The organism is Nitrospirota bacterium (genome assembly GCA_016214845.1).
GTDB lineage: Bacteria > Nitrospirota > Thermodesulfovibrionia > UBA6902 > UBA6902 > SURF-23.
The window spans coordinates 36,192-57,802 of the sequence record JACRMS010000005.1; the positions used below are offsets into that span (position 1 = coordinate 36,192).

25 protein-coding genes are annotated in these 21,611 nt (G+C 46.2%); all 25 read right to left on the reverse strand.

The features are described from left to right. Positions 1–52: 52 nt before the first annotated feature. On the reverse strand, positions 53–751 hold the full coding sequence (locus tag HZB61_01310) for a diacylglycerol kinase (GenBank protein ID MBI5055242.1): 699 nt from the start codon (positions 749–751) through the stop codon (positions 53–55). Then, positions 729–1,112, reverse strand: coding sequence for an rRNA maturation RNase YbeY (gene ybeY / locus HZB61_01315; GenBank protein ID MBI5055243.1), 384 nt, complete (start codon positions 1,110–1,112; stop codon positions 729–731). The genes HZB61_01310 and ybeY overlap by 23 nt, the downstream gene beginning before the upstream one ends. A 37-nt stretch (positions 1,113–1,149) precedes the next feature. Next, positions 1,150–2,649, reverse strand: coding sequence for an HDIG domain-containing protein (locus HZB61_01320; GenBank protein MBI5055244.1), 1,500 nt, complete (start codon positions 2,647–2,649; stop codon positions 1,150–1,152). Further along, a complete protein-coding gene (locus HZB61_01325) occupies positions 2,646–3,584 on the reverse strand; it encodes a PhoH family protein (GenBank protein MBI5055245.1) in 939 nt (312 codons plus the stop codon). The genes HZB61_01320 and HZB61_01325 overlap by 4 nt, the downstream gene beginning before the upstream one ends. Before the next feature lie 214 nt (positions 3,585–3,798). After that, entirely contained in the window at positions 3,799–4,878 is a 1,080-nt protein-coding gene (gene queA / locus HZB61_01330) for a tRNA preQ1(34) S-adenosylmethionine ribosyltransferase-isomerase QueA (protein MBI5055246.1), read from the reverse strand. A gap of 83 nt (positions 4,879–4,961) precedes the next feature. After that, positions 4,962–5,957, reverse strand: a complete 996-nt coding sequence (locus HZB61_01335; protein MBI5055247.1) for a SpoIID/LytB domain-containing protein — start codon at positions 5,955–5,957, stop codon at positions 4,962–4,964. A 5-nt stretch (positions 5,958–5,962) separates the two neighbouring features. Further along, entirely contained in the window at positions 5,963–6,181 is a 219-nt protein-coding gene (locus HZB61_01340; protein ID MBI5055248.1) for a DUF2905 domain-containing protein, read from the reverse strand. Further along, a complete protein-coding gene (locus tag HZB61_01345) occupies positions 6,174–6,797 on the reverse strand; it encodes an epoxyqueuosine reductase QueH (GenBank protein MBI5055249.1) in 624 nt (207 codons plus the stop codon). Before HZB61_01345 ends, HZB61_01340 begins: the two co-directional genes overlap by 8 nt. Before the next feature lie 91 nt (positions 6,798–6,888). Then, positions 6,889–7,905, reverse strand: coding sequence for a Holliday junction branch migration DNA helicase RuvB (gene ruvB / locus HZB61_01350; GenBank protein MBI5055250.1), 1,017 nt, complete (start codon positions 7,903–7,905; stop codon positions 6,889–6,891). Between the two features lie 183 nt (positions 7,906–8,088). Next, the gene (gene ruvA, locus HZB61_01355) at positions 8,089–8,676 is read right to left on the reverse strand and encodes a Holliday junction branch migration protein RuvA (GenBank protein ID MBI5055251.1); all 588 of its coding nucleotides are present in this window, start codon (positions 8,674–8,676) and stop codon (positions 8,089–8,091) included. Between the two features lie 104 nt (positions 8,677–8,780). Then, positions 8,781–9,266, reverse strand: a complete 486-nt coding sequence (gene ruvC / locus HZB61_01360; protein MBI5055252.1) for a crossover junction endodeoxyribonuclease RuvC — start codon at positions 9,264–9,266, stop codon at positions 8,781–8,783. 201 nt (positions 9,267–9,467) lie between these two features. Then, positions 9,468–10,220, reverse strand: coding sequence for a YebC/PmpR family DNA-binding transcriptional regulator (locus tag HZB61_01365; GenBank protein ID MBI5055253.1), 753 nt, complete (start codon positions 10,218–10,220; stop codon positions 9,468–9,470). A 275-nt stretch (positions 10,221–10,495) separates the two neighbouring features. Further along, entirely contained in the window at positions 10,496–10,687 is a 192-nt protein-coding gene (locus HZB61_01370) for a hypothetical protein (protein MBI5055254.1), read from the reverse strand. A 114-nt stretch (positions 10,688–10,801) separates the two neighbouring features. Next, the gene (locus HZB61_01375) at positions 10,802–12,169 is read right to left on the reverse strand and encodes an alginate export family protein (GenBank protein ID MBI5055255.1); all 1,368 of its coding nucleotides are present in this window, start codon (positions 12,167–12,169) and stop codon (positions 10,802–10,804) included. A 471-nt stretch (positions 12,170–12,640) separates the two neighbouring features. Beyond that, positions 12,641–13,051 carry a GxxExxY protein gene (locus HZB61_01380; GenBank protein ID MBI5055256.1) on the reverse strand — a complete coding sequence of 137 codons (411 nt, stop codon included), beginning with the start codon at positions 13,049–13,051 and terminating at the stop codon, positions 12,641–12,643. After that, complete coding sequence (locus HZB61_01385; GenBank protein MBI5055257.1) at positions 13,052–13,570, reverse strand: UpxY family transcription antiterminator; 519 nt, start codon at positions 13,568–13,570, stop codon at positions 13,052–13,054. It lies immediately after the preceding gene. A gap of 1 nt (position 13,571) precedes the next feature. After that, a complete protein-coding gene (locus HZB61_01390) occupies positions 13,572–13,724 on the reverse strand; it encodes a hypothetical protein (protein MBI5055258.1) in 153 nt (50 codons plus the stop codon). 161 nt (positions 13,725–13,885) lie between these two features. Then, positions 13,886–14,707, reverse strand: a complete 822-nt coding sequence (locus HZB61_01395; protein MBI5055259.1) for a divergent polysaccharide deacetylase family protein — start codon at positions 14,705–14,707, stop codon at positions 13,886–13,888. 50 nt (positions 14,708–14,757) lie between these two features. Beyond that, positions 14,758–15,456, reverse strand: coding sequence for an outer membrane lipoprotein chaperone LolA (gene lolA / locus HZB61_01400; protein MBI5055260.1), 699 nt, complete (start codon positions 15,454–15,456; stop codon positions 14,758–14,760). Next, positions 15,453–17,639: a DNA translocase FtsK 4TM domain-containing protein gene (locus HZB61_01405; GenBank protein MBI5055261.1), complete on the reverse strand. Its 2,187-nt coding sequence runs from the start codon at positions 17,637–17,639 to the stop codon at positions 15,453–15,455. The genes lolA and HZB61_01405 overlap by 4 nt, the downstream gene beginning before the upstream one ends. Positions 17,640–17,719: 80 nt before the next feature. Next, entirely contained in the window at positions 17,720–17,914 is a 195-nt protein-coding gene (locus HZB61_01410; protein ID MBI5055262.1) for a hypothetical protein, read from the reverse strand. Then, positions 17,911–18,261 (reverse strand): type II toxin-antitoxin system RelE/ParE family toxin, encoded by a 351-nt coding sequence (locus HZB61_01415; GenBank protein MBI5055263.1) that lies wholly within the window; start codon positions 18,259–18,261, stop codon positions 17,911–17,913. Before HZB61_01415 ends, HZB61_01410 begins: the two co-directional genes overlap by 4 nt. Before the next feature lie 142 nt (positions 18,262–18,403). Further along, entirely contained in the window at positions 18,404–19,198 is a 795-nt protein-coding gene (locus tag HZB61_01420) for an undecaprenyl-diphosphate phosphatase (GenBank protein MBI5055264.1), read from the reverse strand. An 82-nt stretch (positions 19,199–19,280) separates the two neighbouring features. After that, the gene (locus HZB61_01425; protein MBI5055265.1) at positions 19,281–20,138 is read right to left on the reverse strand and encodes a clan AA aspartic protease; all 858 of its coding nucleotides are present in this window, start codon (positions 20,136–20,138) and stop codon (positions 19,281–19,283) included. Between the two features lie 225 nt (positions 20,139–20,363). Next, entirely contained in the window at positions 20,364–21,611 is a 1,248-nt protein-coding gene (locus HZB61_01430) for a M48 family metallopeptidase (GenBank protein ID MBI5055266.1), read from the reverse strand.

Genomic DNA, 21,611 nt, shown 5'->3' on the forward strand with positions numbered 1-21,611 from the left:
TACAGCAAGTCTATATTATAGGATATGGATTCATGATTCAAGAGACAGGATTTTATGAAAATATTTTAAAAAGCAGGAATGTCACCGCCATTCCCAGGAGCGCGCCGAGAACAACCTCCAGGGGCTTATGAATGCCGGTGCTGACCCTGCTTTGCGCGATAAGGACAGCCATAAGCAGCGCAAGTACGGAAGGCATGAAACTCTCGGTGATAAAGATTACGGCTACCCACATTGAAAAGGCGACCGCGGCATGACCGCTGGGCATTCCCCCTCTTAAAGGCTGCCCCCTGCCAAAAAATGATTTTGCCAGCACTACCAGTATGAGCACCACGATCAGCGAAACAACAGCAATATCGGATTCAGCGTGCTTTGCAATATTGAGCCCGCTGTAAAAGAAATTTTTCACCGGCTCAAAAAGAATAATGTACCCTATGACCGCAGCTCCAAGCGCGGTTATCAGCACCGCTCCGGCGGCCACGTCTTTTATCCATTTTGCCTGTTCATTGTATTCCTTGAATAATACGTCGGTGATTGATTCAACAGCAGTATTGAGCATCTCTATGGCAAGCACAATAATGGATAAGGTAATTAAAATAACAAACTCTGACCAGCTGATGCCGATGGTAAAACTGATAATAAGAATTAGTATGGCAGCGTACAAATGATAACGCATGTGCCGCTGGGTCTTTGCTGCGTGAAGGATGCCTTCAATGGCGTGATTGGCGCTGTCAGCCCATTTTCTTAACGGCATCAAATATCTCCTGTTCTTTTTTTCTCATCATCGCTGCCCTGTACTTTGACTGTTCGTGGTCATATCCGGATAAATGAAGTATGCCGTGGATCAGAAGGCGGTACATCTCATCATAAAAGCTCCACCCGTATTGCTTCGCCTGCAGTTCCGCGCGGGGAATGCTTATGACAATATCTCCAAGTGGGAAGTGGGAAGTAGGAAGTGGGAACTTCTTACTTCTAACTTCTGACTTTTGACTTGTCTGTGGAAATGAGAGCACGTCCGTGCTCTTGTGTTTGCCCCTGTATTGGGCGCTTAACTGCGCCATCTTTTTGTCTCCCACAAAAAGGATGCTTAATTCAGCCGCCGGTTGTCCTGACAATGAGAGTATCGCGCGGGCTGTTTTTATAATCCTTGCTTTATTTAGGGGACGGCGCCTTTGCCGGTTTTGTAAAAGTATTTTCATTCTCTGATTCAAATTCAAAGCCGGGGTAATTAATGCGTTTATGATACATGCTGCTCAGAAGATAGACAAAGTGGGTCTTGATCTCGCGGATGTCTTTAAAAGTCAATTCGCAGTTGTCCAATTGCCCGTCTATGAAACAGTGGTTGATGATCCTGTCAACAAGCATCGCGACCCTTGAGGGCGTGGTATCAGTCAGCACCCTCGATGCGGCTTCGACCGCGTCAGCCATGAGCACGAGCGCCGCGACGCGCGTCTGCGGTTTGGGGCCGGGGTACCTGAAGTCCTCTTCTGTGACAGGGGTATCGATGTCGTGCTGCTCCTTTGCCTTTTGATAAAAGAACGTCTGGATGGAAGTGCCGTGGTGCTGCTGTATGATGTCGATTACCGCCTGGGGGAGTTTATGCTTTTTTGCAAGCTCAGCGCCCTCTTTCACATGAGACAGCAGGATGATACTGCTCATGCGGGGCGTAAGCTTTTCGTGCTTGCTGACGGAGCTTACCTGGTTTTCCACAAAATAGTCCGGCATCTTGACCTTCCCGATGTCGTGGTAATACGCGCTTACCCTCGCAAGCAGGGGGTTGACCCCTACCGCTTCAGCCGCGGTCTCAGCCAGGTTCCCGACTATTATGCTGTGATGATATGTGCCGGGGGCTTCCACCAGGAGTTCATGCATAAGCGGCTGGTTCAGGTCAAGCAGCTCAAGAAGGCTGATGTCCGTTGACAGTTTAAATAAATATTCAAAGACAGGCAGAAGGGCAGACACCAGCGTGGCAACTATGATGCCGTTGAAAAAGGCGGAACTTGTGATCACGAAGGTCTCAAGGGTAAAGAACTGCTCCCTAAAAAGTGCTATAACCAGGGCGGTGGAAAAGCTGACTACGCTGACATAAAAGCCGGCCCGCCAGATCGCTGAGCGCTTTTTACACCTGATCACTCCGAAGGCGCCGGTAAGCCCTGATGCGAATATGAATATGGAAAACAGCGGGTTATTAAGCCATAACCCCGCAAGGAGGCTTGTTATGACCGTAAAGACAATAGCGGTATGGATATCAATTAACAGGGCTGTGAGCATCGCGCCTGTTGCAAGGGGGACCGCGTAAATCGTAAGCGCGGGATCAACGACGCTTACGACCTTTGTAAAACCCTCAAGTATGTAGAAGATGGCGCGCGCAATTATGAGGTTGCCTGATAAAAGCGTCCCGATAAGTATAAGGAGTTTGTAATCATGCTTTATCTGTGGCTTGTACCTGATGAAGTCTTTGTAAAGGATCAGCAGCAGCAGCGCAGTGATAAGGAAAGAGCCTGCTATTGCAGCTATCGGGATGGTCTGCCCCCAGACTAACGAAATATTTAAAACAGCGGCAAACACGATAAGCAGGGACATCTTTAACAGGAAGTTCTTATCGAAACTGAAAAACTGTTTCTTCTGGTCCGGGAGCTTACCGTTTTTCATTGTTTATCACTACGGCTTTTTTCAAACCTTTCATAAGCTTTTACAATTTCCTGGACAAGCCTGTGCCTGACAACGTCTTTGTCGGAGAAATGAATAAAGCATACGCCGTTTATGTCTTTAAGTATCCTTCCGACCTCCACAAGCCCGGACGTCTTTCCCGGCGGCAGGTCGATCTGAGTGATGTCACCGGTAATAACGGTCTTTGAATTAAAGCCCAGCCTTGTCAGGTACATCTTCATCTGCTCGGAGGTCGTATTCTGCGCCTCATCAAGTATTATGAAAGAATCGTTCAGGGTCCTGCCTCTCATGAACGCAAGAGGCGCTATCTCGATGATCCCCTTTTCTATCAGCTGGTATGCCTTCTCCGTCTCCATCATGTCAAAGAGGGCGTCATAAAGCGGCCTGAGGTAGGGATTGACCTTTTCGTACAGATCACCGGGCAGAAAGCCGAGCTTCTCGCCTGCCTCTACAGCGGGCCTCGCCAGGATGATCCTGCTTACCTGTTTATTGAGAAGCGCGTTTATAGCCATTGCCATTGCCAGATATGTCTTGCCTGTGCCGGCAGGGCCTATGCCGATGACCATGTCATACTGTTTTATCGCGTCAATATATTTTTTCTGGGCGTCCGAGCGCGGCACGATGAATTTTTTCTTGGAGGATACGGGGATATTGCTCAGAAAAAACTCTTTCAATGACGAGGGTTCGGCTTCTTGTAGCGGTACGGACCCTGCCTGGTCAGAAAAGTCCTTCGGGGGGGTGTCCTCAAGGGCCTTCAGAGCAAACTTAACATCCTCAGGGCTTATTGTAAAGCCTTTGGAGTTCATCAAATAAAATTCCTTGATAAACCTTTCCGCCTTGTTTACAGACTTTTCACTGCCGTGGAGGAAAACCTTGCTGCCTCTTATTGAGGCCTTGATGCCGAGGGCCTCTTCCATCAATTTCAGGGTACTGTCAAGCCTTCCGTATATGGATGAAAGGTCTTTTTCCTCCCCCAGATCTAATTCGACTTTAACCGTAAGCTTTCTCCTTAAAATCTCTAACCGGGCCTTACCCTCTGTAAGGCTTCTATATTATAAGCAAGTATACCATTAAAATGAATAGCAATAGAAATGCTATTCCCCTCCCCCTCACCCGCGGTAGAGAGGGGAATCACATTATCATCATCGCGTCACCGTATGAGAAAAACCTGTATCCTTCCGTTTGTGCCGCAGCATAAGCCTGTTTCAAAAGCTCAAGTCCCGCGAATGCGGATGTGAGCATCATGGGAGTTGACCGGGGCTGGTGAAAGTTTGTAACAAGCGCGTCAATTATCTTGAAGTTGTACCCCGGGTAAATAAAGATGGATGTCCTTCCCATTAGAAATTCCCCTCTAATAAGAGGGGTTAGGGGTGTGTTATCTTTCTTTTGCCCTTCGCCCTTTGCCCTTTGCTTCCCTACCCCCGACTCCAATGCCCTTGTAACAGTAGTGCCTACCGCGATGACCCTCCTGCCTTCGGCCTTTGCGCGGTTGATGGCCTCCGCGGTTGCCTCCGGGATCTCATAGAATTCTTCATCCATCTTATGCTCGCTAATATCGTTAGCGGTAATAGGTTTAAAAGTTCCGTAGCCAACATAAAGGGTGACTGTTTTTATGTCAACTCCCTTCTCCCTGATGATATTCAGGAGCCTGTCTGTAAAGTGCAAACCAGCCGTGGGGGCCGCGACAGCGCCTTCCTTCTCCGCATAAACGGTCTGATATTTTTCCGCATCCGCCCGGACCGCTTCCCTCTTGATATATGGAGGCAAAGGCATGACGCCGATCTGGGATAAAACATTTTTAATGTCCGTAGGGACGGGTTTTAAACCAGCCCCTGCAAAAGTTACCTTTGCACTTGCCCCGTTACCACGAGACACCGTTGCAATGGCCCCGTTTTCAAGTATCACCTTCCCTTCACGCTGTCCTTTCACCAGAGCTTCCCAGATATTTTTATCAAGCTCTTTCAGAAGCATGATCTCAACCTCCCCGCCTGAAGGTTTTGTTCCGAAAATGCGCGCAGGGATTACTCTTGCGTTATTAAGGACCAGGAGGTCTCCCGGAAGCAGGCAATCAGCGATGTCCCTGAATATCCTGTGCTCGATATTCCCGGAGTTCTTGTGGACCACCATCAGCCTTGAAGAATCGCGTTCAGGCAGGGGGTGCTGCGCTATCTGATCGTGTGATATCTGGTAGTCAAAATCTGTAAGCTTCATGGTGTAGAAAGGAGCTAAGGCACAGAGGAGCAGAGGCACAAAGCAGAAAAAACCTTGTGCTCTGTGCCTTTGGACCTTTGCAACTATTTATTCTTCAACTCGGATCGCAATTCCTCATTATTCTTTATCGTTGTCCCGGGGTAATAATGCGACAGTATCTCCCTGTAGTTCTTGCCCTGCCTCGCCATTTCAAACGCCCCCCACTGGCTCAGCCCGACCCCGTGGCCGTATCCTTTGCCGTCAAAGACAATTTCTGTTTCACCTTTAATGATCTTAAAATCCGTGCTGGGCAGCTCTTTGTATCCGAGCAGCCTGCGGAATTCCGTGGCCTTGATCTCCACCGCGTCTTCATCAGTGATTATTTTAAGCGTCTTGACCCTTTCCGTAGCAGTGTAAGAAGTAATAGCTATGTCCTTCACTCCTTTTATGCCAAGCGCCTTGCTGATATCATCAAAGGTAAATCTCCGCTGCCAGCTTTCATACGGTGTATTTTTGTCATTACACTCTACTGATTTAAGATATGGATAGCTTGCCCTCCAGACTTCTTCGGGCAGTTCCGTATTGCCCTCGCAGGATGCGTGGTAAAGCGCATTTATCGGGCGCTCTTCAAAAATCAGTATCTCGCCCTTTGTTGCCGTCACAGCGCGGGTGACCGACTGATCAATATTATTGCCCCTGTACGCCTGATGGAGTTCGCTTGAGGTCAGGTGAAAGCTTTTTTCCGCGTTCTGGTTTTTAATGAATGTTGCATATGTCCTTGAGATAACGGCCTGGGCCTTCAGCGCTTCAACCTCCCAGTCCTTTCCGACCTCCGAGACAACAACCCCTTCAACGTATTTTTCAAAGGGGAGGTTATTGATAACATAAAGCCCGTGCTCATCCTTTATTATCTCAATGGAGCCTGTATAAGATTGTCCGTTGAAAAACACCTTGCCTGTCAGATCTTCAACCTTCTCGGCCTGTTCGGAAGGCAATGGTTTTCTTGAAGATTCAAGTATCAGGACCTTTATGGTACTGTCGGCAAATGCAGCGGAGTAGAGAACAAAGAAAACAAATAGGAATGTTAAGTACATTTTCATTTAATTTACTTTCTGCCTAAAAAATAAAATATTAAACTCAGGATGACGCTCAGTAATATACTTGTAGCGAGAGGGAAATAGAAAGTGAAATTCTTCCTCTGTATAACAAAGTCTCCCGGAAGCTTACCCAAAAAAGAGAGACCGTCTTTAAATAAGATCAGCAGTCCGCCAATAACCGCTATTATGATACCAGTTGTTAATAGAAATTTTCCTATGTCAGCCATGAAGCTTTTTCAGCTCCCTTTCCTTAATGGCCTGCTCCCTCTCCAGCTTGCTGAAAATACATCCGCAATATCTCTGCCTGTAAAGGGAGAGTTCTTTTGCAAGGCACTTTGACTCCCTGAAATACGGCCTGAAATCTTTCAGATAAAATGAAATATTATATTTTTCGGCAAGCAGTTTGCCCGTAATTGAGATCTGATCAAAATCCTGGTACGGGCTGATAAGCAGGGTTGTTGAAAAAGCGTCAAAGCCTTCTTTACTGGCGGTAGCGGCGGTCCTCTCAAGCCTGAGTGAATAACATGACTTACATCGTTCAGGGAAGAGAGGAACATAATTTAAATCGCTTAGGTCGAACAGTCCGTCCGTATAGATGGATGGCGAACTTTCGATATTAAACATGTCAAAAAAATCTTCGGGCCTGTATTCATCAAGATAAAGCATAGTTATGCGCCAATCATCTGACAGCTTTTTTAAAGAATCAAGGCGCAACTGATATTCTTCAGACGGATGAATATTGGGATTGTACCAGAACCCAGTGAAGTCATGTCCTTCCGCCCGCGTCAACTTGACCGGATAAACAGCGCAATTACTGCAGCAAATGTGAAAAAGGATTTTCATATATGAAAAAGTCACAAAGTGACAGAGGCACAGAGGCACAAAGTTTTTTCTGTCTTTGTGCCTTTGCTACTTTGTGCCTTAGTGCCTAACTTCAAAACAAATCATCGCCTTTTTTCATGCCGAAATGTTCATAGGCCCTTTTTGTCGCGACCCTGCCTCTGGGCGTCCTCTCGATAAAACCCTGCTGAAGAAGGAACGGCTCATACACGTCTTCGATGGTATCTTTCTCTTCCCTGATCGATGCGGCGAGTGTCTCTATCCCGACGGGGCCGCCGCTATATTTTTCGATTATGGCGAGGAGCAGTTTTCTGTCCATTTCGTCAAACCCCAGGTTGTCGACTTCCATCGCAAGGAGCGCGTCTTTTGTAATGTCTAATTCAATTATACCAGTGCCTTTGACCTGGGCAAAGTCCCTTGTGCGCCTGAGCAGCCTGTTTGCGATCCTCGGCGTGCCCCTTGACCTGCCCGCAATCTCTGCTGCCGCGGCTTCTCTTATCTCGGTGTTTAGGATTCTCGCCGAGCGAAGCAGGATATTCTCAAGATTTTTGGGTGTGTAAAAATCCAGCCGGTTGATTATCCCGAATCTGTCCCTTAACGGAGACGTCAGCAGTCCCGTCCTTGTCGTAGCGCCGATGAGCGTGAAGCGGGGCAGATTCAATTTCAGCGACCTCGCGCTTGGGCCCTGTCCGATAATAATATCAAGCTGATAATCCTCCATCGCGGGATAGAGGATCTCCTCTGCCATTCTCGGCAGCCTGTGAATTTCGTCAATGAAAAGGATGTCTTTTTCTCCGAGATTAGTGAGAATGGCGGCAAGGTCGCCCGGCCTCTCAAGCACGGGGCCGGAAGTCACCTTTATATCAGCTCCAAGCTCCGAGGCGATTATGTGGGCTAGCGTTGTCTTGCCAAGCCCCGGAGGCCCGCAGAAAAGGACGTGATCAAGCGCCTCGCCCCTCTGCCTTGCAGCCTGTATAAATATCTTCAGATTTTCCTTAAGCTTGTCCTGCCCGACAAACTCATCAAATGCCCTCGGCCGGATGCTCAGCTCGAAGTTTACGTCCTCGATATTGGCCTCAGATGAAATACTTCTCTGCGGTATGTCTTTCATATTTAAACCGTTATATCCACAGATTTCACAGATTAACACAGATTATTGGAAAAGAAGATGGGAAGATAATGGGAAGATAAGAAGTTAGGCTTAACTTCTCAACCTCTTAACTTCATAACTTCTGATTTCAAGTATCTGAGACATCTGCGTTAATCTGTGGATAATACTTTTTAGTTCCTCTCCCTACTTATTCAAATTTTTTAATGCTTCCCTGATTATATCTTCAATGGCGGCAGAGCCGTTCTTTACGGATGTGTCCACTGCCTGTTCAGCTAATGGTTTTTTATAACCTAAGTTCACAAGGGCTGATATGGCATCTTCAGAGGCGCTTCCCCTGTAGGAAGAACCATCTCCTCCTCCGATATCAAAGGACGGCAGCTTCCCTTTGAGTTCGAGAATAAGCCTTGCGGACGTCTTTTTCCCGAGGCCAGGAATAGTGGAGAGCAGAGAGACATCTTCATTGTTGATCGCGTTAATTAATCTCTGCACCGGCATCCCGGAAAGAATGGCAAGGCCGAGTTTGGGACCGACACCGTTGATCCCAAGGAGGATTGTAAATATCTTCTTTTCCTCTTCCGAAAGAAAGCCAAACAGTTGGAGTACGTCTTCCCTGACATGCATATATGTGTGAAGAAAGACCGGTTCCCCCTGTCCCGGAACATCAGCAAGACTGCTCAACGGGATGCAGACTTGATAGCCGACGCCGTTGACGTCAACAACAATCCCGTCGGTCCTTTTGCTGAGGATTATGCCTTTAAGAGATGCAATCATATTTAATCATTATTGAATACGTGATCATAAACCACGGAGACACTGAGGCACGGAGAGGAGATTTTTTCTCAGTGCCTCTGTGTCTCTGTGGTAATTTTTTAATATTATAGTAATTTATTCCCCGAATGTATATGGCATATGCACAGCGCAAGCGCGTCTGTGCTGTCTTCGCTGCGGGCAGCGGAGTTGAGGTTGAGGATTATCTTCACCATTTGCTGCACCTGCATTTTTTCAGCCCTCCCGTAGCCGGTCAGCGCCATTTTCAATGCGGTCGAGTTGTATTCAAAGACAGGGATGCCATTCTCAGCGGCAAGAAGCAGGACGACCCCGCGCGTGGACCCGAGCGCCAGAGAGGAGCGGATGCTTTTATGATAAAAGATCTTTTCAATGCATAGTTGAGAAGGTTTGTATTCGACAATGATCCCCTTTAGAGAATCATATAGAATTTTAAGGCGTTCAGACAGGGGGTCTTTTTGCTTCATCCGGATCTCGCCCGAGACGACATGAATGAGTCTTCCTGACTTCTGACCGCTTTCTACAATTCCATACCCGCAGCAGACTGTTCCGGGGTCAACGCCGATGATGCGCATTATAACAACCAGGCACAGAGGGACATAGGCACAAAGGCACAAAGATTTAAAGTCATCACGCTCATTTGTTTGCGGTCAACCTCCTGATTAAACTGCCAGGCATGCGTTCTATTTCTCTGCTCTGTTCGTATATATTCTCTGAGCCGTTGCCCATTAGAAACCTGTCACTTTGTGCCTCTGTGCCTTAGCAACTTTGTGCCTTTATTGGATCTTGGCCATTATCTCGTCGGGGATATCAAAGTTCGCGTAGACATTCTGGATATCATCGTGTTCTTCAAGAGCTTCCATTAATTTCAGCATCTTTTCGGCGTCACGGACCTCGAGTTTTATGTAATTTTTGGGAACGAGCGTGATCTCCGACAAACTTAGTGTGATCTTTTTTGCTTCAAGATATTCTTTGACCTTATTTAAATCTTCAGGGGCGGTTATGATTTCATAGTTCTCCTCTTCAGTGTCATTCTTGAAATCTTCTGCTCCTGCGTCCAGCGCGTTGGACATCAATGTGTCTTCATCACCTATTTTCTTGCTCACAAGAATGTAGCCCTTCTTGTCGAAAATCCACCCGACACTGCCTGTCTCACCCATGTTTCCGCCGTGCTTGGAGAGGATGTGCCTGATCTCGGCGACAGTCCTTGTCCTGTTGTCTGTCATGACCTCCATCATTAACGCGACGCCTGCCGGGCCATAGCCCTCATACAATATTTCCTCGTAGTGTACGCCGGGGAGTTCACCGGTGCCCTTCTGTATGGCCCGCTTGATATTGTCGGCAGGCATATTTACTTCCCTCGCTTTTTCAATCACAAGCCTGAGGCGCGCGTTCATATCAGGATTCCCACCGCCAAGCCTTGCGGCAACGCTTAATTCCTTTGAAAGCTTTGAGAAGGCCTTCCCCTTCTTTGAGTCGGTAGCTGCCTTTTTATGTTTGATCTGCGACCATTTCGAGTGTCCGGACATAAGTTGTGTTTCTCTCCTTGTATATGAAATTCTGAAAATATTTTTTTAACTGTCATGCTGAATTTATTTCAGCATCTTCTGTTTAGACCCTGAAACCAGTTCAGGGCGACAAAAGGACATAAAAATTATAAGTGATGGATTTATTGAAAGGCAATAGGAGTATTTTTATTTAATGAGAATGTTTATGTTTTTTTTCATTTCGTTTAATTATGTAGTAGGCGATCAAAACAGCTACAATACCTCCGCCAAATAGGATGATAGCACTTAAGGTCATGTTATCCATTGTCATCCTCCTTTATTTGCTCAAGTTTTTGAGCAATCCAAAATACCACTATCGTAAATAGACAGCCTCCCGACATGAAAAACAAGTTAATCCTTTCAGAGACAAACTGTCCTACTACCAATGCCGTAAATGCGTACTTCCCGATATCATAAAATGCCTTTGCCAGGTTTTCGTATTTTTTCATATGTCCCCCCAAAAGATTTCATGATTAAATGTTAGCAGAAACAATTAAAAACTTCAAAACAAAAAAGGCGTCCCGAACACCGGGACGCCTTTTTAAAATGCTTGTTAAAACAAGTTAGAACTTAAGGGTTACGCCGTGTCTGACTGAGTACGGGTTGTCAGATTTTTCGGTTGCGGAATCATATGCCTTACCGGCCATCAGATATCCTGCTTCTACGAAATAAACGAGGTTTGTATCAAGCTGATACTCTGCCTTTGCGTCAATTTCATATCCGAGCTGCTTTGATTTGTCGGTATTTCCGTTTAAAGCCACTTCCTGCACTGCCCTGAGGAAGTAGAAGTCACCGGAAAGTTTCAAAGCTTCCATCGGCTTTGCGGTAACGCCTGCATTGATATACATGGTATTGTTTAAACCACATGATTTGGTGCCATTTGCGCAAGTCCCGTTTTCACTTCCTGCGCCAGCTACTTTGTAGTCATAGATATAAGTGAAGTACTGCTGGTCGCTAAGCAAGGTATTGAAACCTTCGTCTTTGCCCTCATCGTCACCATTGTCTTTTACCTTGTTACCGCTTCCGTATGCAAAATTGCCTCTTACAGATACTGGGCCAAGCGGGGCTTCAACGCCTACCAGCGCTGCAAAGCCTTGGTGTTTCATTGATGTGTTACCGAATCCATCATCGGCGCTCTCAGTATCCTTGCCGGTCTGGACTTCGATGTCGCCTTTTACCTTTACGACCTTCAGGTCTGCATCAGCCCTTACACCGATGTTGAATAATTTTGTGCCTTTATCAAATGTTGACTGGTCACGGCCGCGAAGATAGGTGATATCGCCGCTTACGTTGATTGCATTGATCGGCATTTCAAGCGCTACTACATACGCGTCTGTGTCATCTGCCTGTGTTTTGACTCCGTTAGTGTTTTCAGCAACCTTGATGTCGATCAATGATATTTCGCCTGCGCCTACGCTGGTCCAGAGAAGAAGCGCATCATCACCGAATTTTGTGTGGTCAAAAAAGATAGCGTTGCCGAGTGCGAGGAGCATGTGACCTACTTTTACACCTGCAGGCATTCCAAGGCCTTTGCCCTGTGTTGCAACATATGCCTGACGGATTGACATGGAGCCTCTCTTGTTATTAGTTGCGTTGCTGGAATCTGCCCATGTGTATGTGTCGTGTGAATTATCGCCTGATTCAAGCTCTACATATCCAAAGGTGTCAGGGGATACCTGCGCCTTAAGGTTCAGTCTGACCCTCTGGTCATAATTCTGAGAGGTGTCTGGTCTGTCATTGTCAAAATCTGAAGTGTTCTTTTTTACTTCACCCCTGATCCTCAGTTCTCCGCCGAGGGTAAGCTGTGCCTTAGCTGCCTTTACTACTGAAGGGGTATATTCTGTTGCTGTTACCTGATGCAGTGCGAATGATGTGGCTGCGAATGCAAGCACGACCATCACACTTAATGCTAATACTAAATACTTTTTCATTCATTCCTCCTTTTAAGGTTTTTTGAGTTGTTGCCAACCCGGTTTAATTTCTATGTTGAAATCCCATCCCGGCCTTCCGGGATGACAGATGCTTGTTGTCTCTTCCTACCACCCCCTTTTAGGTAATAAAACTTTTTGCTGTCTTTTAATTAAAATCACCTTGTCTTTCAAATTGAGAAAATTTATATCACTGGTAAAAAATTGTCAAGTAGTTTTACTGCTTTCTTAAATGACAAAGAACAATACTTACTTCAACGTTATTAAATAGCAAATCCCAAGCCAGCCTTTCAAATTCATGAATTAAGAATTAGGAATTAGGAATTAGGAATTAAAAAACAAGAGGTTGCAACATTGAATTCGTAATTCTTAATTCGTAATTCATTATTGATGATTGTGGTGTTAGTGATATGTGTTGATGCAAAAAGAACACGCTAAATCTGGAATAAACACAGAGGCACGGAGACACGGAGTTTATAAGACGAGTCTTTTGATACCATTTTTCAATACATCGGTGTAAAAATTTATAATTAAACCAACTTTAATTTTTGAGAGTCTCAAGTATGTCAGTAGTTGCGCCTCGTGTACAGTTGAAATCTTGTCCACGCACTTCAACTCTACAACTACCTTGTTTTCCACAATCATATCCATGCGATAACCGCAGTCAAGTTTTATCCCTTTATATTCAACCGGCAACGGCTTTTGTCTCTCAAAGGAAATGCCCTTTAAATGCAATTCGTGGCAAAAACATTCTTCATATGCCGATTCCAATAATCCCGGTCCTAAATTGCGATGGACTTCAATAGCAGATGCAATAATCCCGTCAGTCAGTTCTTCATTGTACAAAACCTCCGTGCCTCTGTGTCTCTGTGTTTTATATTCCATTTATATTTTCTCTACATCAGATGCGTTAATCGTCAGGGCCACGCCCTGGCGTAACACATCTACTGAGAGGACGAGGATGTGCTTGTCGATCTTTTCAACGAGGATACCTTCCACCCCGCTTAGGGGTCCCTTCATGATTCTGACTTTTTGTCCTTCAATAAGATACGGATATGGGTCGAGGGCCTCCTTGTTTTCGATCAGTTTTTGCAGGGCTGAAATCTGGTCATCCGGGATGGGGTCCGGTTCTCCCGGTATTGTGCAGAGCATCCTGGAAACACCTTTAACCCTCAGGACACTCAATAAACCCTGCGAGCTTTTGGATATGTGAACAAAGAGATACCCGGGGAACAACGGAAACGCGATCAATTTCTTCCGGTCTTTCCACTTCCTTACCTTTTCCACGGTTGGAAGAAAGGCCTCCACTCCCTTAAGTTTCAGTCTGTCATACACCTGAAATTCATGCCGTGATCTTGTATGAACGGCATACCATTTTTGATTTAACGGCTCCGGTGATTCCATATCAGGCATTTGCCTGTGGTGTTTGCGCTGCTTCTTCGCCTTTCTCTTTAAAAATCTCCGTGATGCTCGTGACTTTTATCCCGGCTGCCTGAAGCGCTTTTTGTATGTCCACTGCCTTTGCATCCTGAACTTTTAACATATAATTGATGTCCATAATTCCTCCCTTTAAAAAAACATAGTTTTTTATCCACAGATTTCGCAGATTGCACAGATTAAAGAAATTTACTTTGAAAATCTGCGTACATCTGAGTAATCTGTGGATAATTTAGTATTATTTTTTCTCCGTGTCTCTCTGCGGATTTAATTATAATCAAATCACTTCGATTCGGCAACCAATTCCGATATCGGCACTATCGTGACTTCATCATTCTTCTTCAGCATCCTCTGCAAAAAATCTATTGTATTTTTTCTCGGATGGGCAAGAAGGACCGCGTGGCCTTTTTTGCCGGCGATCTTTACCAGTCTCTTCCACTGCGTCTCGATCTCGGCCGGGTCGTCCTTGTCATCAAGAAACGCGTCCCGGATCAATGCCTTCACCCCCTGCATTTGCGCGAGATGAAATCCCGCAGATTTTGAAGAGGTCAGGCTGTCAAGAAAAAAAAGCCTCTTCTTTTTTAATTCCGAAAGCAGCGCCTTCATGGCGCGTTCATCCTGCGTAAATGCGGAGCCCATGTGATTACTGGCCCCCAGCGCATACGGAACTGAGCGGATATCATTATCAAGGGTTTCGGCAATTTCAGCATCAGTCATCCATGTGTATAGACCGCCTTTGCCGAGATCATGCGGCGGCGCCGCCTCCATGGGAATGTGGACTATGATATCGTGTTTGAGTCTGTGCCCTTCTTCAGCAGTCCACGCGGAATAAGGCTGCTGCGGCAAGATGGATAATGTCAGGGGGGCCTTTATATTAAGGACCGCAGCGGCCGCGTTTTTATTCGGCCCAAGGTCGTCTATCACGATTGCCACCCTCGGCTTTGATGGTTTCGGCAAGACCAGTTCGGATTTCTTCCCGGGTTTTATGTGAGGGAGGCCCCTGGGAATTTTTTCTTTCGCGAATTCTTCATAGAGGAAAAATATGCCTGCAATTATAAGGCACAGTATGAATATGATATGGTGTTTTGTTTTACTTTTTTTCATTTCCTCTTTTGCTTATGAACTTCCACTCTTCAGCGCTTCCGCGCTATTCTTCACTGGCTCATATCATACACCTCAACTCCCTGAGGCGGGGTAAACATAAAAAGCGCGTCGTCAAGCTTCGTATTGGTTCGGACTTCTTTAAGCTCGATGGTAATGATATTCCCGTACGTATCAAACACCTTCAGCGTTTTTATCGGAAAATTTTTTGAGTCGGGTTTAAGATGTATCTCCTTTATGAATCCGATCCGGTGTTTCGGGACCAGGTCAAGCATGTCTTTTTCCATGGGCCTGGCGTCAAAGTCGGCGCTGAGGTTTTCAATGCTGTTCAATAAAGCTATCGGTACCTGGCTGTAAGCCTCTTTGCTGAATTTTGTTTTGATCGCCTGCTTCTGGGCTTTTTTGTAAATCCACGTCTCCGTCCCGCTTATGATGACCTTTTCATCGCGGGGCGTTTTATATTCCCACATCAGTTGAGATGGTTTTTTTATAAAAAAAGTGCCGCTGTATGTCTCGGTCCTCTCAAGATCTTTGAGATAACTTGTCTGGGAAAAGCTCCCTTTGACATCACGGATCTCCGCAAACCTCTTCTGCATTCCCTGGACAATCTCATCGGCAGTCGCCGCGTGAACCACAGTGACGAGTGACGAGTAACAAGTGACAAGCAAAAAGACTGTGACGAATAACAAGTGACGGGTGACGAGGTTTTTGTCTGACTTCTGACTTCTGACTTCTGTCTTCTGATTCTTCACTTCTTCCTCCATAAAATCTCTCTTGGTTTTCCTGCCTCGCCGGGAGGCCCTACTACGCCTTCCTCTTCTAACATTTCCATGATCCGGGCGGCCCTGTTGTACCCTATCTTCATCCTGCGCTGGATGTATGATATCGATGCCTGTCCGGTGGAGAGCACTATGTCTCTTGCCTGAAGATAGAGATCATCTTTATCATCATCAAGCCTTGCCGACTCTTCCTGCGAGCCAATGGAGATGTCCTCAAACAATGTGTAATCGGGCCCGCCCTGCGCCCTGATAAAATCCACGACGTCCCTTATCTCATCTTCACTCACATAAGCGCCGTGGATCCTCTTTATCTTCTTTCCGGGGCTGACAAAGAGCATGTCGCCCTTGCCTAACAGTTGGTCTGCCCCGTACGTGTCGAGGATGATGCGCGAGTCTAATTTTGATGAAACCTGAAATGAGATCCTTGACGGGAAGTTCGCCTTGATTATTCCGGTGATGACATCAACGGACGGCCTCTGTGTTGCAAGGATGAGATGTATGCCTGCGGCGCGCGCCATCTGGGCAAGCCGCGCAATGGAATCCTCGACCTCGTGCCCTGATGCGAACATGAGGTCGGCAAGTTCGTCTATGAATATTACGATATACGGAAGCGGCTCCCTGCTTATTGAATCTTCCGCAGCCTTATGATAAGTACGTGAGGCAACCTTGCTGTTGTATGCCTCAATGTTCCTTGCGCCGCTCTCCGCAAGAAGCCGGTAGCGCCGCTCCATTTCAAATACCAGAAGCTTAAGCGCATTTGTGGCCTCTTTCGGCAAAGTGATGACGGGCATGAGGAGGTGCGGGATCTCAGAGTACGCGGAAAGCTCAAGCATCTTCGGGTCAATCATGAGCATCTTAAGCTCTTTGGGACTTGCCCTGAACAAAAGGCTGAGCACGATGCTGTTCATCCCGACGCTTTTGCCGGAACCCGTGGCCCCCGCGATCAGGAGATGCGGCATCTTGCTCAGATCTGCTGAGACCGGAGTCCCGAAGATATCTTTTCCCAGAGCGATAGTCAATTTTGAGGGGCTTTTCTTAGACGAGTCAGAGACGATAAGGTCTTTCAGGAAAACATCATCCCTCTCCTGGTTCGGCACTTCGATCCCAAGCGTTGACCTGCCGTGGATTGGAGAAATGCGGATACTGTGTGCCTTCATCGCCATCGCGAGGTCGTCCGCAAGAGACATTATTTTGTTGATCTTAATGCCCGGCGCAGGCTCAAATTCAAACATCGTCACAACAGGGCCGGGCGATACATAAGTGACCTTCCCTTCAATCGAATAGTCCTGGAGTTTTTTCTCAAGCAGTTCGGATTGCTGAAGGAGCTCCTCTTTTGTCGGGCGGGATTTGGAAGGCGGAGGGTCTTTTAAGAGATCAACGCCGGGGAGCGTGTAATCGCCGCTGATCTTTTCAGCCTGTTTTGAAATTGATTTCTTCGACGGTCTCGCTCCTTCATCAGGCGCGATAAGCGGAAGCTCTTCCTGAATTTCAGGTATCTCAGGCATCTCCATTACCGCGGGCTCTTCAGCTATTTCTGGCTGAGTCGGCATCACCGGTACGGCTGCCTCCTCTTTTATCTGAGGATGTTCTTTTTCTTCTTCCCTTTTGGCCTTCATGGCTGAGATTGTCTGCGCCCCGAAGATCACCTTGCTTTTCGCTTTCCTTGCCAGGTCCGCAACTGAGAACTGGATGATGTACATCAGGCAGACAAGCGTCAGCGTTGCAAAGAGAAGTAAAGAGCCGAGTGACGAAATTATTCTGTTGGTAAATTCCGTAGCCAGTATCCCCACTGCGCCGCCTGAATGGCTGCCGAGGAAAAGAGTGAGCAGTGAAGAAGCGGAGATCATCAAAGCAATAAATGTAACGATTATCAGAACAGACCTCTGATTCACTGCCCAGCCGAAGACTTTCCGTACGCCAAACAGTATCAAAATTGCCGGGATGATATAGGAGGAAAGGCCGATCACCTGAAGCAGCATCTCCGAGAGATTCGCGCCGAATCTGCCGAGGAGGTTTTTTAATTCACTTGTGTTATGGGTAAAAAACGATTGGTCCCACTGGTTGTGGCTTATGAGGCTGATGACGACAACGAGACCTGCGGCAATGGCGAGAACGCCGATAATCTCATCTTTTATCCTGCTGCCTTTCTCTTCCATGTTGATTGTGATTTTAACATTTTATCGGCTATTGGAGACAATAAAAAATAAAAGACAAATTTGAGCTTATGAAGAAGTCTTCAGGCAGACATGACGTATTGTTCAATGGAGTTAACTTTTTTGATGAGTTCCTTAATATTTTTGCTGGTCCTAATTGCATTTTTCAGCTCCTCCAATTGATACTCAATATCCAGTTTAACCCGTTCTTCCAGATATGACTGCCTGAATTCTTTATCAGCAATCTGTTTCTTGAAATATTTTCTTGCAATATTCATTTAGCACCTCTCAAGGCTTTTCTAATTGTAATTGCCCTCTCAAATTCTTTTTTCGGGGTTCTTTGTTCTTTTTTCACAAAGCCGTGTGTAAAAATGATTTTCTTCTCAGCTTCATAAAAATAAAAACTTCTTGAAATCCTGCTCTCGAAACTTACTCTCAGCTCGAATATTCCGTCAGTTAGATACTTGGACAGCTTTTCTTTCGGCTGCATCCCACTGTTTTTTAGTTCGACCAGCTTATCTATATATGCAAATATTTTAGCACGCTCCCTGACAGATAAGCTCTCCAAAAACTCTATCATTGGAATCTTGCCTTTGATTTCAGCAAAATCATAGGTAAATTTCATATTGCCTCGCCCATACCTGTTCAATTATACAATATGCGCAACTCTGACTGAAAGTGTAAAAATAAACTTAAGTGCGTCCTAATTGACTGCGCATTTTTCTAATGCGCCTTCGTCGGGGATAAATACCAGCGCGACATTCTCTTTACAGATAATAAAAAAGCACTACAGCGCCGAAGACAATGCGGTATACTGCGAAGGAGTCAAAGGTGTGCTTTGTAACAAATCCAAGGAACGCCTTTATAACGATCAGCGCCGAGAAAAAAGATATGATGAAGCCGACGGCAAACAGGGGCAAGTCTGCCGCCGCTAAACTGTGAAAGCTTTTCAACAGGTCAAATAAAGTCGCGGCAAACATTGTGGGGATGGCGAGGAAGAAGGAGAACTCAGTGGCTACCTTCCGCTCCAGGCCGAAGCACATGGCGCCCATTATTGTAGCGCCCGCCCTGGAAACCCCCGGAAAAAGCGACAGGGTCTGCGCCATGCCGATACCCAATGCCTGTTTATACGAGACCTCATCCACGTCGGTCACAACTGCTTTTTTCACAACCCGTTCGATGACAAGAATTACAATGCCGCCGATGATCAGCGCTACAGCAACCGTGAAGGGTTTAAACAAATAGCGCTTTATAAATGAGTGCGTGAGGAGCCCGAAAAACGCGGCAGGAAGAAATGCTATCAGCAGGTTCAGCAGAAAGCGGTTTGTCTTTTGCGTGCCTATTCCTTTTATGGAAGATGCTACCTTCGCGCGGTACAGCCAAACAACAGACAGGATCGCGCCAAGCTGAATAAACACTTCGAAGGTTTTCGCCGTCTCCCCGGTAAAACCGAGCATGTCCCCGGCAAGAATGAGATGGCCTGTTGAGGAGATGGGTAGAAACTCGGTAACGCCTTCAACTACACCAAGTACCGCAGCCTTAATAACTTCTGTATCTATCATTCATCATCCTCCGGGGGTAGTTTGCCGCTACAAGCGACGAAGCATTGTAACAGTTTACAGTTTGTAGTTTCCATCTCAGGTGCTAACGCCATTCACGTGGGACTGCGTGCGTGCTGGCATAGACCGAAAGCCTGTCATAGAGCTCATCCGCCTTCATGCATTGACGCTCCACAGACTCCCTCAGCCGCTTTTCACGATCGGTATTGCTTCCCTGTTTTAAAAGTTTCTCCCTGTGCCTCTGCCATGACTGCCTTATTGATTTGAAGTTGCTGAATGTGGTCCTCCACCACGTCTCGTCGTGGCCGGCAGGATTATTTAAATTCTCAGGAATTTCTTCAAATATCACGACCCTCTTATTGGTATCGACTTTCATGGAATAGTTGGCCATGAAATCCATCCCTATGAGGCCGTCAAATTCGCTGGATATCTGCGGGGAGACATAAGTTGGAATAAAATTATCTTCCGCCTCTCCGACCCGTATGCTGTCAACGATCGTAAATATCGCCGGGACCGTGCCGCCTATGCCGCCGATCATGACCCACAGGATGCTCTCCCTGTCATCCACAAGTCCAATCCTTTCAGCCAGCCTGTAAGATATATGCATTCCCGGAGCGCCGGTATCAAGAAGCATATTTGCAGTCACGCGGCGGTTGAATGTCACGGGAATAATTATCCTCCTTGCGCCGCCTGAGTATGGGACCACAAATTTCTTTTGAGCACTTTCAGCATCTTTGGGACCATCCGGCCCCTGCCTGTAGTCATAAGTTTCAGGCTTTTCAGCAGGAGTTGAAGCTGAAGGGGCATCATTATACTTCTCAAGGTCTTCGTTTGTGTAAACACGGGATTTGCCTTGACGGACTGTATCTCCGGCATTGGCAGGCAGGATAAAAAACAATGAAAGCATTGCCGCAAGAATAATCTTTTCCACTTTTAAAACCATTTTGCCATCATGAAATTATTTTAAATTATTAGACGGTTTTTATATCCGCTTCCTTTAACGAATTTACAAAAGCGCAGATGTTGTGAGTGAAAATGTTTTTCGATACCTTAGTGTAATTTTAACAAAGCAACTGTATACATTTTAATTCAAAGCCATATGCATGATTTTAATAAATCCATCGAGTCAAACATTTTCAGGAACAATGTCTGCGCTTTTGTAAATGAATTATGATTTGCCCAGTTCCTTTATCCGTCTTATCCTCTCCAGTACCGGAGGGTGGGAATAGTGGAACAGGGCATACAACGGATGCGGGTGAAGATTGGACAGGTTGTCTTTTGAAAGCTTAACAAGCGCAGTGATCATGCTCTGGTTATTCCCGGTCATTTCGTAAGAAAAAGCATCCGCCTCATTCTCATGCCGCCTTGAGAAGTAATTGAACACCGGGCTGAACGGGAAAGACACTATCGAGCCGATGAATCCCAGGATAACGACTTTCGCAAAAAATGAATCATGCTGAATATGGAAAAGCCTCAGGAGAAAATCGCTCTGAAGGATTTTATAGGATATGTAAATTGTGACAAAAGCGATGGTCTCGGAAGCTATTATGCCTTTCAGGAGGTGCTTCTTCTTCCAGTGTCCTGCCTCGTGCGCGAGGACCGAGAGGATCTCATCCCTGTCCATTTTTTCAATTAGCGTATCGTAGAGCACGATCCTCTTTACCTTTCCGATGCCTGTGAAGTACGCGTTTGTGTGTTTCGTCCTCTTTGATGCGTCCATCTTAAAGACCCTGCTGACCTTTATTCCAACCTTCTGCATCAGGATGCGGATACCGCTTTCAAGCTCTTCGTTCTCAATCGGCGTGAACTTGTGAAACAGCGGCTCGATCACATAGGGTGAAATGTACATCATGAAGATGCCGAAGGCAAGAAAGAAACACCAGACCCAAAACCACCAGAGATCCGGGCTCTTTTGAATAATTAAAAGCCCCGCTGATATGACCAGCCCCATCAGGACCGTGGAGATCAGGAGGGATTTTATTGTATCGGTCATCCACAATTTAAACGTCATGGTGTTGAAGCCGTACCTGTTCTCGATCTTGAATGTGCCGTAGAGGTCAAAGGGCATCGAGATGAGCGTTTCAGCATAAGTCAGAAACAGAAAGAAAATTAATCCAGTCAGGATGAACGGGAGGTTGAGCGAGACGATCCATGAATTATAAAAATCAAGCAAGACAAATATGAAAAACAGAAAAGTAATATTGTTGAAAACTGAATGGACAAAATCGAATTTTGTATGCTCAATGTTATATTCGTGTGTCTTGCTTAAAAGCGCCTGGTCTATATGCCCTTCAAACTCAGGCGGGACAACAGAGCCGTGCTTCTTCGTGTGGGAGAGATTCAGATAATCCAGCCAGTAGCCGAAGAGGACCACGAGTAGATAGGCGATGAGAATGAGGATAAGGCAGATGTTCAT